Source organism: Burkholderia sp. ABCPW 14, from assembly GCF_001523835.1.
Classification (GTDB): Bacteria; Pseudomonadota; Gammaproteobacteria; order Burkholderiales; family Burkholderiaceae; genus Burkholderia; species Burkholderia mayonis.
Genome location: NZ_LOVS01000111.1, coordinates 173,123 through 187,917 on the forward strand (window position 1 = coordinate 173,123; position 14,795 = coordinate 187,917).

Annotated in this window: 14 protein-coding genes; 13 read left to right on the top strand and 1 reads right to left on the bottom strand. The window is 68.7% G+C overall.

Annotated elements, in window-relative coordinates:
* Window positions 1–39: 39 nt before the first annotated feature.
* Window positions 40–408 (bottom strand): hypothetical protein, encoded by a 369-nt coding sequence (locus WS62_RS38220; RefSeq protein WP_231748323.1) that lies wholly within the window; start codon window positions 406–408, stop codon window positions 40–42.
* A gap of 10 nt (window positions 409–418) precedes the next feature.
* Here WS62_RS38220 and WS62_RS17275 point away from each other — a divergent pair, with 10 nt between their 5' ends.
* From WS62_RS17275 to WS62_RS17335, 13 genes are all read left to right on the top strand, one after another.
* Window positions 419–1,429 (top strand): alpha/beta hydrolase family protein, encoded by a 1,011-nt coding sequence (locus tag WS62_RS17275; RefSeq protein WP_066573057.1) that lies wholly within the window; start codon window positions 419–421, stop codon window positions 1,427–1,429.
* A 95-nt stretch (window positions 1,430–1,524) separates the two neighbouring features.
* On the top strand, window positions 1,525–2,316 hold the full coding sequence (locus WS62_RS17280; protein ID WP_066572980.1) for a 4'-phosphopantetheinyl transferase family protein: 792 nt from the start codon (window positions 1,525–1,527) through the stop codon (window positions 2,314–2,316).
* Window positions 2,317–2,804: 488 nt separating this feature from the next.
* Window positions 2,805–4,328, top strand: a complete 1,524-nt coding sequence (hutH, locus tag WS62_RS17285; protein ID WP_066572982.1) for a histidine ammonia-lyase — start codon at window positions 2,805–2,807, stop codon at window positions 4,326–4,328.
* Window positions 4,329–4,332: 4 nt separating this feature from the next.
* The gene (hutC, locus tag WS62_RS17290; RefSeq protein WP_066494113.1) at window positions 4,333–5,028 is read left to right on the top strand and encodes a histidine utilization repressor; all 696 of its coding nucleotides are present in this window, start codon (window positions 4,333–4,335) and stop codon (window positions 5,026–5,028) included.
* A 42-nt stretch (window positions 5,029–5,070) separates the two neighbouring features.
* Complete coding sequence (hutU, locus tag WS62_RS17295) at window positions 5,071–6,759, top strand: urocanate hydratase (protein ID WP_066572985.1); 1,689 nt, start codon at window positions 5,071–5,073, stop codon at window positions 6,757–6,759.
* A 20-nt stretch (window positions 6,760–6,779) separates the two neighbouring features.
* Window positions 6,780–7,394, top strand: a complete 615-nt coding sequence (locus WS62_RS17300) for a HutD/Ves family protein (protein ID WP_066573058.1) — start codon at window positions 6,780–6,782, stop codon at window positions 7,392–7,394.
* A 4-nt stretch (window positions 7,395–7,398) separates the two neighbouring features.
* Window positions 7,399–8,622, top strand: coding sequence for an imidazolonepropionase (gene hutI / locus WS62_RS17305; protein WP_066572987.1), 1,224 nt, complete (start codon window positions 7,399–7,401; stop codon window positions 8,620–8,622).
* 13 nt (window positions 8,623–8,635) lie between these two features.
* A complete protein-coding gene (locus WS62_RS17310) occupies window positions 8,636–10,018 on the top strand; it encodes a formimidoylglutamate deiminase (RefSeq protein WP_066572989.1) in 1,383 nt (460 codons plus the stop codon).
* A 262-nt stretch (window positions 10,019–10,280) separates the two neighbouring features.
* Entirely contained in the window at window positions 10,281–11,084 is an 804-nt protein-coding gene (gene hutG, locus WS62_RS17315) for an N-formylglutamate deformylase (protein ID WP_066572991.1), read from the top strand.
* A 508-nt stretch (window positions 11,085–11,592) separates the two neighbouring features.
* On the top strand, window positions 11,593–11,796 hold the full coding sequence (locus tag WS62_RS17320) for a hypothetical protein (protein ID WP_066572994.1): 204 nt from the start codon (window positions 11,593–11,595) through the stop codon (window positions 11,794–11,796).
* 290 nt (window positions 11,797–12,086) lie between these two features.
* Window positions 12,087–12,881: a gamma-glutamyl-gamma-aminobutyrate hydrolase family protein gene (locus tag WS62_RS17325; protein WP_066573061.1), complete on the top strand. Its 795-nt coding sequence runs from the start codon at window positions 12,087–12,089 to the stop codon at window positions 12,879–12,881.
* A 32-nt stretch (window positions 12,882–12,913) separates the two neighbouring features.
* Window positions 12,914–14,248 (top strand): glutamine synthetase family protein, encoded by a 1,335-nt coding sequence (locus tag WS62_RS17330; RefSeq protein ID WP_066572997.1) that lies wholly within the window; start codon window positions 12,914–12,916, stop codon window positions 14,246–14,248.
* 34 nt (window positions 14,249–14,282) lie between these two features.
* The coding region (locus tag WS62_RS17335; protein WP_156441025.1) for an aminotransferase class III-fold pyridoxal phosphate-dependent enzyme at window positions 14,283–14,795 on the top strand (513 nt) is incomplete at its 3' end.

A 14,795-nucleotide genomic window follows, 5' to 3' on the forward strand; every position in this document is an offset into this window, starting at 1 on the left:
CGTTCCGCGTTCCGCGTCCCTCGCCGGCATATCGCGCGATTACGGCACCGCGCTGCTGCTTTTCCGCAAATCGAGTAACGTATCGTTGCTGCTTCCCGAATTGTCCGGCTGCGCGGCATCACTTGTGCGATAGGCGATTCCGGAAGCGCGCGGCTGCGCGATGCTCGCCCGGCCGAGTGCGAGGCGGCGAAACGCAGAACCTGAGCAGATGGCGGCGCGCACGCAGCGTACGCACGGGCACGCGCGCTGTTTTCGCGCGCCGATCTCGCGCGCCGCGAAGCCGCCCGATTTCGGCGAGCGAACACCGGACGTTCGCCCGCCGATCCGTCGAAAACCGAAACAACGACGGCTGCCGCCGGCCGGCGCTTCATGCGACCGCGCGGCGCGCCGTCTCGATACGACCGTCACAGGAGACGACATGCCGGACCAGCCGCCCGACGCCATTCCGCCCGAGCCTTTCGTCGCGCCGGCGGCCGACGGCTTTCCCGTGCGCGGCTTCGCGTGGCGGCATCGCGGCCCGGCGGCCGGCAGGCCGGTGACGGTCGTCAATTGCGCGACGTCCGTGCGCTGCCGCTACTACTTCCGTTTCGCCGCCTATCTGTTTAGCCACGGCAGCGACGTGCTCGTCTACGACTATCGCGGCATCGGCGAATCGCGGCCCGCCGCGCTCGCCGGCTTTCGCGCGAGCTGGCTCGACTGGGGACGTCTCGATTGCGACGCGGTCCTGCAATACGCGTCGCGCACGTTTCCGGGCCAGCCGGTCGACGTCGTCGCGCACAGCGTCGGCGGGGTCACGCTCGGGCTTGCCGCATCGAACGCGCTCGTGCGGCGCGCGTTTACGGTCGGCGCGCAATATGCGTACTGGCGCGATTACAAGGGCTCGCATCGACTGCGGATGCTGATCAAATGGCATCTGCTGATGCCCGTCATCGCGCGCCTGTTCGGCTACGTTCCCGCCAAGCGGCTCGGCTGGATGGAGGACACGCCGCGCGGCGTCGCGCTGTCGTGGTGCCGCAGCCGGCCGCGCTTCGAAGACGCGTACGTGCGCGGGCCGATCGCGGAGACGGCCGACGCGCGGCGCGATCTCGTCGAGCGCTTCGCGCGCCTGAGCGCGCCGGTGCTCGCCGTCGGGCTGTCGGACGACGAGTTCGGCAGCGTCGAGGCAGTCGAACGCCTGCTCGGCTATTACACGCGCAGCGCGGTCACGCATCTGCGGATCGCGCCCGAGCAGATCGGCACGGCGTCCATCGGGCATTTCGCGTTCTTTCACAGCCGCTTCGAGCAGACGCTCTGGCCGATCGCGCTCGGCTGGCTGAAGACGGGCGCGCTCGCGCCCGACGCGCCGGGCGACGTCCATCGGCAGCCGTCCGCGCACGAGCGCGGCCGCGTGGCGCGCGCGGAAGAGGGCGGACGGACGGCGGCCGGTTGAGCGGCGTGCGTCGGCCGCGGTCGGCGCGACTCGGCGCGTGAAGATCCGTTACCATCGAGCGCTTTCCATTTCATGCACGACGTGCACCGCCGCCGATGCGCCAGCCGACCGACGCCGCTTTGCCGCTCACGTACGACGACGCCTACCGCGTCGTCGAGCTGCCGCCGCCCGCAGCGGCGCAGCGCGCCGGCGTGCGGCTCGTGCGGCTCGATTTCGATCTCGCTGCGGCGCGCGGCACGCGCGCGCTGGAACGGTTGAGCGACGCCGAGCGCGAGCGCGCCCGCCGTTTCGTTCGCGCGGAGGACACGCTGCGCAGCGCGGCGACGCGCGCCGTGTTGCGCAGCCTGATCGGCGCGGCGCTCGATCTGCCGCCCGCCGAGCTGCGGATTGCTACCGACGCGTCCGGCCGGCCGCAGCTCGCGCCCGAGCACGCGGCGCTTGCGCCGACGCTCGACTTCAACGTGTCTCACTCCGGCGCGCACGCGCTGATTGCATGGAGCCGCGCGACGCGCGTCGGCGTCGACATCGAAGAGCGGCGCGCGGGCGTCGACTGGCAGTCGCTCGGCCGCGCGGTGTTCGCGCCCGCCGACGCGGCGGCGATCGACAGGCTGCCCGTCGGCGAGCGCGAAGCGGCGTTCTATCGCGTGTGGGCGGCGAAGGAGGCGTTTCTGAAAGCGCTTGGCACCGGGATCGGCGGCGGCTTGACCGCGTTTTCGGTGCTCGATGGCGGGGCGCCGTCGAGCGAGACGGCCGCGCCCGTCGTCGGCATCGTCGAGCCGACGGCGCCGGCGAGCGGCGCGGCGGCGTTCGACGCCGCCTGGCTCGACGCGCCCGCCGGCTACGCCGCGTGCGTCGCGTGGCGGCGCGCGGAAGGCGGCGCGTTCTAGCGGCGATGCGTTTCGCGGAGATTCGTCGAGCGAGTCGCACGAATCGTCGGCAGCTTGAATCGTCCGTGCCGCCTGGATCGACGGCCCGCTGCTCGAATCATCCGGGTTGTCTGGATCGTCCGAGTTCGCTCGAGCGTCAGCGCATCGAAGCAATCGACGCATTGCGCGGCCGCCGGTGACTCGCGGCTTCGCATGTCGATAGCGATAGCGATACGTCGCGGCAGCCATCGGAGCAAGCCTCTGCGCCACCGTCATTCGCGTCGCGGATATCGGCGATCGAAAGCCTCGCCGCAACGCGCCAGCCATCCCGGCTACCCCGGCGTCGAGCCCGCTGCGGCCCGTCCGGCCACTCCGTCCCCGATTCGATCTTGCACCCCGCCGGGTTAGGGGAAACTCCTAGCCCGGATTTTTGAAAAACAAGTTGTCTATACAACATCGAGTCACTACACTTCATCTCACTCCGAAACTTGTATAGACAGGACCCCTTCATGATCACGCTGACCCCAGGCCGCCTGACTCTCCCGCAACTGCGCCGGATCGCCCGCGAGAACGTGCAGATCGCGCTCGATCCCGCGAGCTTCGCCGCGATCGACCGGGGCGCGCAAGCCGTCGCCGACATCGCCGCGAAGGGCGAGCCGGCCTACGGCATCAACACGGGCTTCGGGCGCCTCGCGAGCACGCACATTCCGCACGACCAGCTCGAACTGCTGCAGAAGAACCTCGTGCTGTCGCACGCGGTGGGCGTCGGCGAGCCGATGTCGCGTCCCGTCGTGCGCCTCCTGATGGCGCTCAAGTTGTCGAGCCTCGGCCGCGGCCACTCGGGCATCCGCCGCGTCGTGATGGACGCGCTCGTCAAGCTGTTCAACGCCGACGTGCTGCCGCTCATCCCGATCAAGGGCTCGGTCGGCGCGTCGGGCGATCTCGCGCCGCTCGCGCACATGTCCGCGGCGCTGCTCGGCATCGGCGAAGTGTTCATCCGCGGCGAGCGCGCGAGCGCGACGGACGGCCTGCGCGTCGCGGGCCTCGCGCCGCTCACGCTCGAAGCGAAGGAAGGGCTCGCGCTCCTGAACGGCACGCAGGCGTCGACCGCGCTCGCGCTCGACAACCTGTTCGCGATCGAAGACCTGTACCGCACGGCGCTCGTGTCGGGCGCGCTGTCGGTCGACGCGGCGGCGGGCTCGGTGAAGCCGTTCGACGCGCGCATCCACGAGCTGCGCGGCCATCGCGGCCAGATCGACGCGGCGGGCGCGTACCGCTCGCTTCTCGAAGGCTCGGCGATCAACGTGTCGCACCGCGACTGCGGCAAGGTGCAGGACCCGTACAGCCTGCGCTGCCAGCCGCAGGTGATGGGCGCGTGCCTCGACCAGATGCGCCACGCGGCCGGCGTGCTGCTCATCGAAGCGAACGCGGTGTCGGACAACCCGCTGATCTTCCCGGACACGGGCGAAGTGCTGTCGGGCGGCAACTTCCACGCGGAGCCCGTCGCGTTCGCGGCCGACAACCTCGCGCTCGCGGCCGCCGAGATCGGCGCGCTCGCCGAGCGCAGGATCGCGCTGCTGATCGACGCGACGCTGTCGGGCCTGCCGCCTTTCCTCGTCAAGGACGGCGGCGTGAACTCGGGCTTCATGATCGCGCACGTGACGGCCGCCGCGCTCGCGTCGGAGAACAAGACGCTCGCGCATCCGGCCTCGGTCGATTCGCTGCCGACGTCGGCGAACCAGGAAGACCACGTGTCGATGGCGACGTTCGCCGCGCGCAAGCTCGCCGACATCGCGGACAACACCGCGCACATCCTCGCGATCGAGCTGCTCGCCGCCGCGCAGGGCGTCGACCTGCGCGCGCCGCACGAAACGAGCCCGAAGCTGCAAAAGGCAATGGAGACGATCCGCGCGGACGTCGCGCACTACGACCTCGACCACTACTTCGCGCCGGACATCGCGGTGATCGCGCAGCGCGTGCGCGAGCGCGCGTTCGCGAAGCTGAGCCCGCTCGCGTTCGAATCGGAACAATAAGACGATGAGCACGCCCGCCTATCAGGAAATCAAGGACTTCATCCTCGATCGCATTCACGCCGGCGAATGGGCGGAAGGCGATCAGGTGCCGTCCGAGAACGAGCTCGCGCGCGAATTCAAGGTCGCGCGGATGACCGTCAACCGCGCGCTGCGCGAGCTGACGGCCGAGCAGGTGCTCACGCGCATCCAGGGGGCGGGCACCTTCGTCGCGCGGCCGAAGTACGAATCGACGCTCGTCGCGATCCGCAGCATCTCCGACGAGATCGCCGCGCGCGGTCACAAGCACCACGCGCGCGTGCTCGACCTCGTCACGATGAAGGCCGACGATGCGCTCGCCGACGAGATGCAGGTGCCGCTCAACACGAAGATCTTCCGCTCGGCGATGCTGCATTACGAGAACGACGAGCCGGTTCAGCTCGAAGAGCGCTGGGTCAATCCGGCCGTCGCCGCGGACTATGCCGACCAGGACTTCTCGACGATCACGCCCAACCAGTACCTGATGCGCGTCGCGCCGCTGCAGCGCGTCGAGTACCGGATCGAGGCCGCGATGCCCGAGCGCGCGATGCGCGAGCAGCTCGAGACGGGCGAGACCGAGCCGTGCCTCGTGCTGCATCGGCGCACATGGTCGCAAGGCGTCGTCGCGTCGGTCGTGAATCTCTGGCATCCGAGCAGCCGCTATCGCTTCACCGGCCATTTCTGAACGCTTAACGAACCTTCACATTCCTTTCCGGGAGCAGTCGTCATGAATCACCCGAAACACATCGATCCGCGTCTCGATCCGACCCGCGTGATCCGTGCGCCGCGCGGCAGCGAGAAGCACTGCAAGAACTGGCTCGCCGAAGCCGCATACCGGATGATCCAGAACAACCTCGATCCGGAGGTCGCCGAGCATCCGCACGCGCTCGTCGTCTACGGCGGCATCGGCCGCGCGGCGCGCAACTGGGATTGCTTCGACCAGATCCTCGCGTCGCTGAAAGACTTGAACGACGACGAGACGCTGCTTGTCCAATCGGGCAAGCCGGTCGGCGTGTTCCGCACGCACGAGAACGCGCCGCGCGTGCTGATCGCGAACTCGAACCTCGTCCCGCACTGGGCGACGTGGGACCACTTCAACGAGCTCGACCGCAAGGGCCTGATGATGTACGGCCAGATGACGGCGGGCAGCTGGATCTACATCGGCAGCCAGGGGATCGTGCAGGGCACGTACGAGACATTCTTCTCGGTCGCGAACCAGCACTTCAACGGCGATCCGAGCGGCCGCTGGATCCTGACGGGCGGTCTCGGCGGGATGGGCGGCGCGCAGCCGCTCGCGGCGACGATGGCGGGCTTCTCGATGATCGCGGTCGAATGCGACGAATCGCGGATCGATTTTCGCCTCAAGACGCGCTACGTCGACAAGAAGGCGAAGACGCTCGACGAAGCGCTCGCGATGATCGACGACGCGAAGCGCGCGGGCAAGCCGGTGTCGATCGGGCTTCTCGGCAACGCGGCCGACGTGTTCGCGGAGATCGTCGCGCGCGGCATCACGCCGGACTGCGTGACCGACCAGACGAGCGCGCACGATCCGGTCAACGGCTACCTGCCGCAGGGCTGGACCGTCGAAGCGTGGCGCGAAGCGCAGAAGGTCGCGCCGGACAGCATCGTGAAGGCGGCGAAGCAGTCGATGGCGGTGCAGGTGCGCGCGATGCTGACGCTGCAAGAGCGCGGCGCGGCGACGCTCGATTACGGCAACAACATCCGCCAGATGGCGCTCGAGATGGGCGTCGAGAACGCATTCGACTTCCCGGGCTTCGTGCCCGCATACATCCGGCCGCTCTTCTGCGAGGGCAAGGGGCCGTTCCGCTGGGTCGCGCTGTCGGGCGACCCCGAGGACATCTACAAGACCGACCAGAAGGTCAAGGAGCTGATCCCCGACGATCCGCACCTGCACAACTGGCTCGACATGGCGCGCGAGCGCATCGCGTTCCAGGGCCTGCCCGCGCGGATCTGCTGGGTCGGCGTGAAGGATCGCTATCGCCTCGGCCAGGCGTTCAATGAGATGGTGAAGAACGGCGAGCTGAAGGCGCCGATCGTGATCGGCCGAGATCACCTGGACACCGGCTCGGTCGCGAGCCCGAACCGCGAAACGGAATCGATGAAGGACGGCTCGGATGCGGTCAGCGACTGGCCGCTCCTCAATGCGCTGCTGAACACCGCGGGCGGCGCGTCGTGGGTGTCGCTGCATCACGGCGGCGGCGTCGGCATGGGCTTCTCGCAGCACGCGGGCGTCGTGATCGTCGCCGACGGCACCGATGCCGCGCACGAGCGCCTCGGCCGCGTGCTGTTCAACGATCCGGCCACGGGCGTGATGCGCCATGCGGATGCCGGCTACGAGCTCGCGCAGCGCACCGCGAAGGAAGCGGGTCTCAAGCTGCCGATGCTCGGACGCTGACGCGGATGGTGTCGTCTACGATGCAAGCGACGCTGATACGCGCGGATTCGCTCGTTGCATCGCCGTGGAAGAATGGCGGCGGCGTGACGCGCGAGATCGCCGCGCATCCGTCGGGCGAGCGCGCGACCGGCGCCGCATTCGACACCTTCGCGTGGCGCGTGAGCGTCGCGGACATCGCGCAGCCGGGGCCGTTCTCGCGTTTCGACGGCATCGACCGCACGCTCGTGCTGCTCGCGGGCGCGGGGATGACGCTCGTCGAGCCGGGCGGCGCGCGGCACGTGCTGCGCGCGCCGCTCGATCGCGTCGCATTCGCGGGCGAGACCGCGCTCGCGGCCGAGCTGCACGACGGCCCGACGCGCGACTTCAACTTGATGACGCGGCGCGACGCGGCGCGCGGCAGCGTCGACGCGTGGCACGGCGGCGGCGCGGCGTATGCGCTGCGCGCGCATGCCGTGCTGCTGTTCTGCGCGAGCGGTGCGCCCGTCGTCGATCTCGGCGATGGCGCGCCCGTCGTGCTGAGCCCGTTCGACACGCTGCGCCTCGACGATCCCGCGAACGGCGAGCTACGATGCACGATCCACGGCGACGGCGCGTTGCTCGCGGTCGGCTTGACGCTTCTTCACGACAAGGCTTGAGCGGATGAAATCGATTCTCTGGCACAACCTGAAACTGTGCGCGCACGGCGACCCGAACGATACGATCGCCGACGCCGCGATCGCTGTGAACGGCGACGGCACGATCGCGTGGCTCGGACGCGCGAGCGACGTGCCGGCCGGCTACGTGCACTGGGCGCGCGAGGATCTGCGCGGCGCATGGGTGACGCCCGGCCTCGTCGATTGCCACACGCATCTCGTCTACGGCGGCCAGCGTGCGGACGAGTTCGCGCGGCGCCTCGCCGGCGTGAGCTACGAAGAGATCGCGCAGCGCGGCGGCGGCATTGTGTCGACGGTGCGCGCGACGCGCGAAGCGAGCGAGGCGATGCTCTTCGAGCAGGCGGCCGCGCGGCTGCGGCCGCTCCTCGCCGAAGGCGTGACCGCGATCGAGATCAAGTCCGGATACGGGCTCAAGTTCGAGAGCGAGCGCCGGATGCTGCGCGTCGCGCGGCAGCTCGGCGAGCGCTTCCCGGTGAGCGTCTACACGACGTTCCTCGGCGCGCACGCGTTGCCGCCCGAATATGCGGGCCGCGCGGACGCCTACGTCGACGAAGTCTGCGATCGGATGCTGCCCGCGCTCGCCGACGAAGGGCTCGTCGACGCGGTCGACGTGTTCTGCGAGCGGATCGGCTTCACGCTCGCGCAGAGCGAGCGGGTGTTCGAGGCGGCCGCGCGGCGCGGACTGCCGGTCAAGATGCATGCGGAGCAGTTGTCGAACGGCGGCGGCACCGCGCTCGCCGCGCGCTATCGCGCGCTGTCCGCCGATCATCTCGAATATCTGGACGAGGCGGGCGTCGCGGCGATGCGCGCATCCGGCACGACGGCCGTGCTGTTGCCGGGCGCCTATTACTTCATTCGCGAGACGAAAATGCCGCCGATCGATCTGCTGCGCCGGCACGGCGTGCCGATCGCGCTCGCGACCGATCACAATCCGGGCACGTCGCCGCTCACGTCGCTATTGTTGACGATGAACATGGGCTGCACGCTGTTCAAGCTGACGGTGCAGGAAGCGCTCCTCGGCGTCACGCGCCATGCGGCGACGGCGCTCGGCGCAAGCGACCGGCACGGCTCGCTCGCGCCGGGGCGGCAGGCGGACTTCGCCGTGTGGTCGGTGGCGACGCTCGCGGAGCTTGCGTACTGGTTCGGCCGGCCGTTGTGCGAGCGGGTCGTGAAGGGCGGCGTGACGGTATTCGCGCGCGATGCGCGCTGACCGGAAGACAAGCATGACGAAGATCGATTCGATGTTGTTTGCCGAGCATGCCTATCTGCCCGGCGGCTGGCGGCGCGACGTGCTGCTGCGCTGGGACGCGACGGGCGCGCTCGTCGACGTCCGCGCGAACGCGGCGGCGCCTGCGGGCGTCGCGCGCGCGAGCGGGCCGCTGCTGCCCGGCATGCCGAACCTGCATTCGCACGCGTTCCAGCGCGCGATGGCGGGGCTCACCGAATATCGCGCGAACCTGTCCGACACGTTCTGGAGCTGGCGCGACCTGATGTACCGCTTCGCGCTGAAGATCACGCCCGATGCGCTCGCCGCGGTCGCGCGCTGGCTCTATGTCGAGATGCTGAAGAGCGGCTATACGTCGGTGTGCGAATTTCATTACGTCCATCATGCACCGGACGGCGCGCGCTATCCGCGGCGCGCGGAGCTGGCCGCGCGCGTCGTCGGCGCGGCGCAAGACGCGGGCATCGGCATCACGATGCTGCCCGTCGCGTATCAGTACAGCGGCTTCGGCGAACGCGCGCCGCGCGACGACCAGCGCCGCTTCATCAACACGCCCGACGCGCTGCTCGCGCTCGTCGACGAGTTGCGCGGCGCGCTGCCCGAGCACGGCGGGCTGCGCTACGGCATCGCGCCGCATTCGCTGCGCGCGGTGTCGGAAAGCGGATTGCGCGAATTGCTCGGAGGATTGCCGGCCGATGCGCCCGTGCACATTCATATCGCCGAGCAGACGGCGGAAGTCGACGACTGCGTGCGCGCGTACGGCGCGCGGCCGGTGCAGTGGCTGCTCGACCGCTTTGACGTGAACGCGCGCTGGTGCCTCGTGCATGCGACGCATCTCGACGCGGCCGAGACGCGCGCGCTCGCGCGCAGCGGCGCGATCGCGGGCCTGTGTCCGACGACCGAGGCGAATCTCGGTGACGGAATTTTCCCGGCGGTCGACTATCTCGCGGCGGACGGCGCGATCGGCATCGGCTCGGACAGCCATGCGGCCGTCGACTGGCGCGCCGAACTGCGCCTCCTCGAATACGGGCAGCGGCTCGTGCGGCGCGAGCGCAATGTGCTTGCCGATTCGGCGCATACTCACGTGGCAGACCGTCTGTTCGCGGCATCGCTCGCGGGCGGCGCATGCGCGGCCGGCCGGCCGGTCGGCGCGCTCGAAGCGGGCCGGCGCGCCGACTGGATCGTGCTCGATCCGGCACATCCGTCGATCGCTGAGCACGGCAGCGATACGTGGCTGTCGGGCGCGGTGTTCGCCGAGCACGGCGACACGCCGGTGCTCGACGTGTACGTCGGCGGCGAGCAGGTCGTGAGCGCGCGCCGGCATCGCGACGAGGAATCCGCGTACGCGGGATATCGCGCGGCGCTCGCGCAATTGCTGCGCTGAGTACGCAGCCGGATTGCATGAACGCATGATGGTACGAAGGTACGGAAGCACGGCTGCCGCGCAATACGGTTAGCATACGCGCCGCATCCGACATGCGGCGCGAGGTGCGAGGGCAGGGCTGCCCGCGCGGCGAGACGAAGTGCATGCAAGCCGTGTGCCTCGCGCACGCGGCGCCGCAACCGGCCGCCGCATGCGCGGCGCGCGGCGCGGATCGGCCGGCGCGCCGCGTGAGGCGCCGCATCATCAACGAGGTCGAACGATCATGAACACCGCATCGCATCCGCCGGTATTCACGCTGCATCGCGGCACGCTGCCGCTGCTGGTGTCGATACCGCACGCGGGCACCCATATTCCCGAAGAAATCGCCGCGACGATGACGCCCGTCGCGCGCTACGTCGACGACTGCGACTGGCATCTCGAGCGCCTGTACGATTTCGCGAAGGCGCTCGGCGCGTCGGTGCTCGTGCCGTCGCATGCGCGCTACGTCGTCGACCTGAACCGTCCGCCCGACGACGCAAACCTCTATCCGGGCCAGGACACGACGGGCCTCGTGCCCGTCGACACGTTCGACAAGGCGCCGCTGTACGCGGACGGCGACGAGCCGACCGTCACCGAGATCGCGCGCCGTCGCGAGCGGTACTGGACGCCGTATCACGATGCGCTCGTCGGCGAGCTGCAGCGCCTGAGGGACGAACACGGCCGCGCGCTGCTGTGGGAAGCGCATTCGATCCGCTCGCACGTGCCGCGCTTCTTCGACGGCCGGCTGCCGGACTTCAACTTCGGCACGTCGAGCGGCGCGAGCGCGGCGCCGGGGCTCGCCGACAAGCTGGCCGCGCTCGTCGACAAGCACGGCGGCTACACGTCGATCGCGAACGGACGCTTCAAGGGCGGCTACATCACGCGGCACTACGGTGCACCGGAGAACGGCGTGCAGTCGGTGCAGCTCGAGCTCGTGCAGGCGACCTACATGGAAGAGGCGCGGCCTTATTCGTACGACGAAGCGAAGGCGCAGCGCATCGCGCCGCTGCTCGAGGCGCTCCTGAAGGCCGCGCTCGAGCATCGTTGACATCGTTGCAGCGGCGGCCCCGTTTTCGTGGCGCGTTGCTCGGGATGGCGCGCTGCGTGCGGAGCCGCGCCGCCGCATGCGATTCGAGGCGGGTGCGATCTTCGGTCGTGATTCGCACGCTTGCCGCGCGATGCGTGCGTGCGAAGCGGAGATGTTTCGGATTCCGATCGGATAGCGCGGAAATGCCGCGCGATGCGTGCGTTCCTCGACACTTGTCGTCGAATATTCCAGCATCGCTTCCGAAGCGTAGTCAGGGAAAACCCTGGTTCCGTATTTTTGAAACGGAATTGACTGCGTTTCCAGATACGATAAGCTGATTGTCAGCTAGCCGTCACATCGATAACGGCGGCGTTTTCCGACGCCGTCGCCACGCGCGAACGAGCTGCTGCGACGTTCGCGACGATCGACCGGCTGGCCGGGCGGCGGCGCATGCGAAGTCGCATCGCCGCTTGCCGCGCTCATTACTTTAAACAGTCAGTCGAGTGTGATCGTGAGAGTCCAAGGCCCCTTGGTCAGACGGGATCGAAGTCGGCGCGCGAATCTTCCGCACGCCGTCGATGCCGCCGACGACGGCTGCGGCAAGTTTCTCGCCAGCCCAAGCCTGTCCATCTTCACCACCGTGTCCCGGCGCTCCGTGCGCCGTCACAACGCGGTCGCCGCACGCGCCTACATGGCGGTTCACGACGACGGCGTCGCCTCGCTGTTGCCCTAGCGCCTCTTTTCGTCACTCGTCGGTTCGTCGCTGCTGCGCAGCCTCGCGATGTCGCGAGGCGTGCGAGGGGACGGTGCGCGCGCCCTGTCGCGCGAAGTGCGGCCGTCGCGTCGCCGCGCGACGCGCGCATCCGTCGAATCGACGTTTCATCTCGCGGTCCGCAACGTGCGTGCGTGTTCGAGCGTGCGCGCTCGTGCGCAACGTCGTTCCCGTTTTTTGCGGCGAGCGCGATGGTGCATCGCACGTGCCGCGCGCGCGTTCGTCGCTCGTATCGAATCGGAGAAAACGCGATGGATGAACGCATCGACACCGCGCGGCGGCCCGTCGTCGGCATCTGCGCGGATCGCAAGACGGTCGGCCTGCATGTCGCGCACGTCGCGGGCGAGAAATACCTGACCGCGGTCGCCGACGGCGCGCTCGCGATTGCGATCGTGCTGCCCGCGCTCGGCGCGCGGCAGCGCGCGGACGAACTGCTCGCGCTCGTCGACGGCCTGCTGTTGACGGGCAGCTATTCGAACGTCGAGCCCGCGCGCTATGGCGGCCCGGCGAGCGCACCCGGCACGCTGCACGACGCGGCACGCGATGCGACCACGCTGCCGCTCGTGCGCGCGGCGATCGACGCCGGCGTGCCCATGCTCGCGATCTGCCGAGGGATGCAGGAACTGAACGTCGCGTACGGCGGCACGCTGCATCAGGAAGTGCACGCGTTGAGCGGCCATGCCGATCATCGCGAGGACTTGTCCGCGTCGGTCGACGTGCAGTACGGCCCCGCGCATCCGATCCGGCTCGAGCCGGGCGGCCTGCTGCAGCGCCTCGCGCACGGCGCGGAAACCGTCCAAGTCAACTCGCTGCACGCGCAAGGCATCGAACGGCTCGGCGACGGGCTGACCGTCGAGGCGCGCGCGCCGGACGGGCTCGTCGAAGCGATCGGCGTGCGCGACGCGCGCGCGTTCGCGCTCGGTGTGCAATGGCATCCGGAATGGCGGTTCGACAGCAATCCGCTGTCGCAAGAGATTTTTGCGGTGTTCGGCGCGGCGTGCCGCGCCCGAATGCGCAGGGCGGCCGAGCGCGCGACACGCGCGTGACGGCCGTCGAAGCTTATCGAAGAGAGGCTCACATGCAAGACATCGATGATTTTCTGAGGCAGCACCGGATCACCGAAGTGGAAGCGATCATCCCCGACATGGCGGGGATTGCGCGCGGCAAGATCATCCCGCGCAACAAGTTCGAAACGGGCGAATCGATGCGACTGCCGCAGGCGGTGATGGTGCAGACCGTGACCGGCGACTACCCGGAAGATGGCACGCTGACGGGCGTGACCGATCCCGACATGGTGTGCGTGCCCGACGCGTCGACGATCTGCCTGATTCCGTGGGCGGTCGATCCGACCGCGCAGGTGATTCACGATTGCGTGCATTTCGACGGCTCGCCCGTCGGGATCTCGCCGCGCTTCGTGCTGCGCCGCGTGCTCGATCTGTATCGCGCGAAAGGGTGGAAGCCCGTCGTCGCGCCGGAGCTCGAGTTCTATCTGGTCGACATGAACAAGGACCCGGATTTGCCGCTGCGGCCGCCCGTCGGGCGTACGGGGCGCGCGGAGACGGGGCGGCAGTCGTACTCGATCGAAGCAGTCAACGAGTTCGATCCGCTGTTCGAGGATATCTACGAATACTGTGAGCTGCAGGGCCTCGACATCGACACGCTGATCCACGAAGTCGGCGCCGCGCAGATGGAGATCAACTTCCTGCACGGCGACGCGCTGGCGCTCGCCGACCAGGTGTTCCTGTTCAAGCGCACGGTGCGCGAGGCGGCGCTGCGCCACAACATGTACGCGACATTCATGGCGAAGCCGATGGAGAACGAGCCCGGCTCGGCGATGCACATCCATCAGAGCATCGTCGACATCGAGACGGGCCGCAATCTCTTCATCGACGCGAGCGGCGACGTGACGCCGATGTTCCGCGGCTATCTCGCCGGGCTGCAGAAGTACACGCCCGCGCTGATGCCGATCTTCGCGCCGTACATCAACTCGTATCGCCGGCTGTCTCGCTTCATGGCCGCGCCGATCAACGTGCAGTGGGGCTACGACAACCGCACGGTCGGCTTCCGGATCCCACATTCGGTGGCAGCCGCGCGGCGGATCGAGAACCGGATTCCGGGCGTCGACTGCAATCCGTATCTCGCGATCGCGGGCACGCTCGCGGCGGGCTATCTCGGCGTCACGCAGGCGCTCGAACCGACCCAGCCGCTCGCGAGCGACGGCTACAGCCTGCCGTATCAGTTGCCGCGCAATCTCGAGGAAGGGCTCACGCTGATGAGCGCATGCACGCCGCTCGCCGAGATGCTCGGCGAGAAATTCGTGAAGGCCTATCTCGCGCTGAAGGAAACGGAGTACGAAGCATTTTTCCGCGTGATCAGCTCGTGGGAGCGCAGGCATTTGCTGCTGCACGTTTGAGCGAGCGCTCGCGCGCCGCATTCAGGAGATCAAAGTGACGTATCGAACCGAAGACATCGCTTTTGTACAGCCGCTGCGCGCGACCGCGTCGCAGCGCAGCACCGCGCAGTACCGCGCGCTCGACGCCGCGCACCACATCCATCCGTTTTCCGACATGGGCGCGCTCAATCGCGCCGGCAGCCGCGTGATCGTCAAGGCCGAGGGCGTCTATCTATGGGATTCCGACGGCAACAAGATCATCGACGGGATGGCCGGACTCTGGTGCGTGAACGTTGGTTACGGCCGCAAGGAACTCGCGGACGCCGCGTATCGGCAGCTCCAGGAACTGCCGTTCTACAACACGTTCTTCAAGACGACGCACCCGCCGATCATCGAGCTGTCGGCGCTGCTCGCCGAGATCGCGCCGCCGTCGTTCAATCGCTTCTTCTATTGCAACAGCGGATCGGAAGGCAACGACACGGTGCTGCGCGTCGTCCATCAATACTGGCGCACGCAGAGCCAGCCGCAGAAGAAGGTCGTGATCTCGCGCAGGAACGGCTACCACGGC

Bases quoted from the DNA above. Each gene is read 5' to 3' on its own strand.
- WS62_RS17275 (WP_066573057.1), top strand. From the start codon at position 419: ATGCCGGACCAGCCGCCCGACGCCATTCCGCCCGAGCCTTTCGTCGCG.
- WS62_RS17280 (WP_066572980.1), top strand. From the start codon at position 1,525: ATGCGCCAGCCGACCGACGCCGCTTTGCCGCTCACGTACGACGACGCC.
- hutH (WP_066572982.1), top strand. From the start codon at position 2,805: ATGATCACGCTGACCCCAGGCCGCCTGACTCTCCCGCAACTGCGCCGG.
- hutC (WP_066494113.1), top strand. From the start codon at position 4,333: ATGAGCACGCCCGCCTATCAGGAAATCAAGGACTTCATCCTCGATCGC.
- hutU (WP_066572985.1), top strand. From the start codon at position 5,071: ATGAATCACCCGAAACACATCGATCCGCGTCTCGATCCGACCCGCGTG.
- WS62_RS17300 (WP_066573058.1), top strand. From the start codon at position 6,780: ATGCAAGCGACGCTGATACGCGCGGATTCGCTCGTTGCATCGCCGTGG.
- hutI (WP_066572987.1), top strand. From the start codon at position 7,399: ATGAAATCGATTCTCTGGCACAACCTGAAACTGTGCGCGCACGGCGAC.
- WS62_RS17310 (WP_066572989.1), top strand. From the start codon at position 8,636: ATGACGAAGATCGATTCGATGTTGTTTGCCGAGCATGCCTATCTGCCC.
- hutG (WP_066572991.1), top strand. From the start codon at position 10,281: ATGAACACCGCATCGCATCCGCCGGTATTCACGCTGCATCGCGGCACG.
- WS62_RS17325 (WP_066573061.1), top strand. From the start codon at position 12,087: ATGGATGAACGCATCGACACCGCGCGGCGGCCCGTCGTCGGCATCTGC.
- WS62_RS17330 (WP_066572997.1), top strand. From the start codon at position 12,914: ATGCAAGACATCGATGATTTTCTGAGGCAGCACCGGATCACCGAAGTG.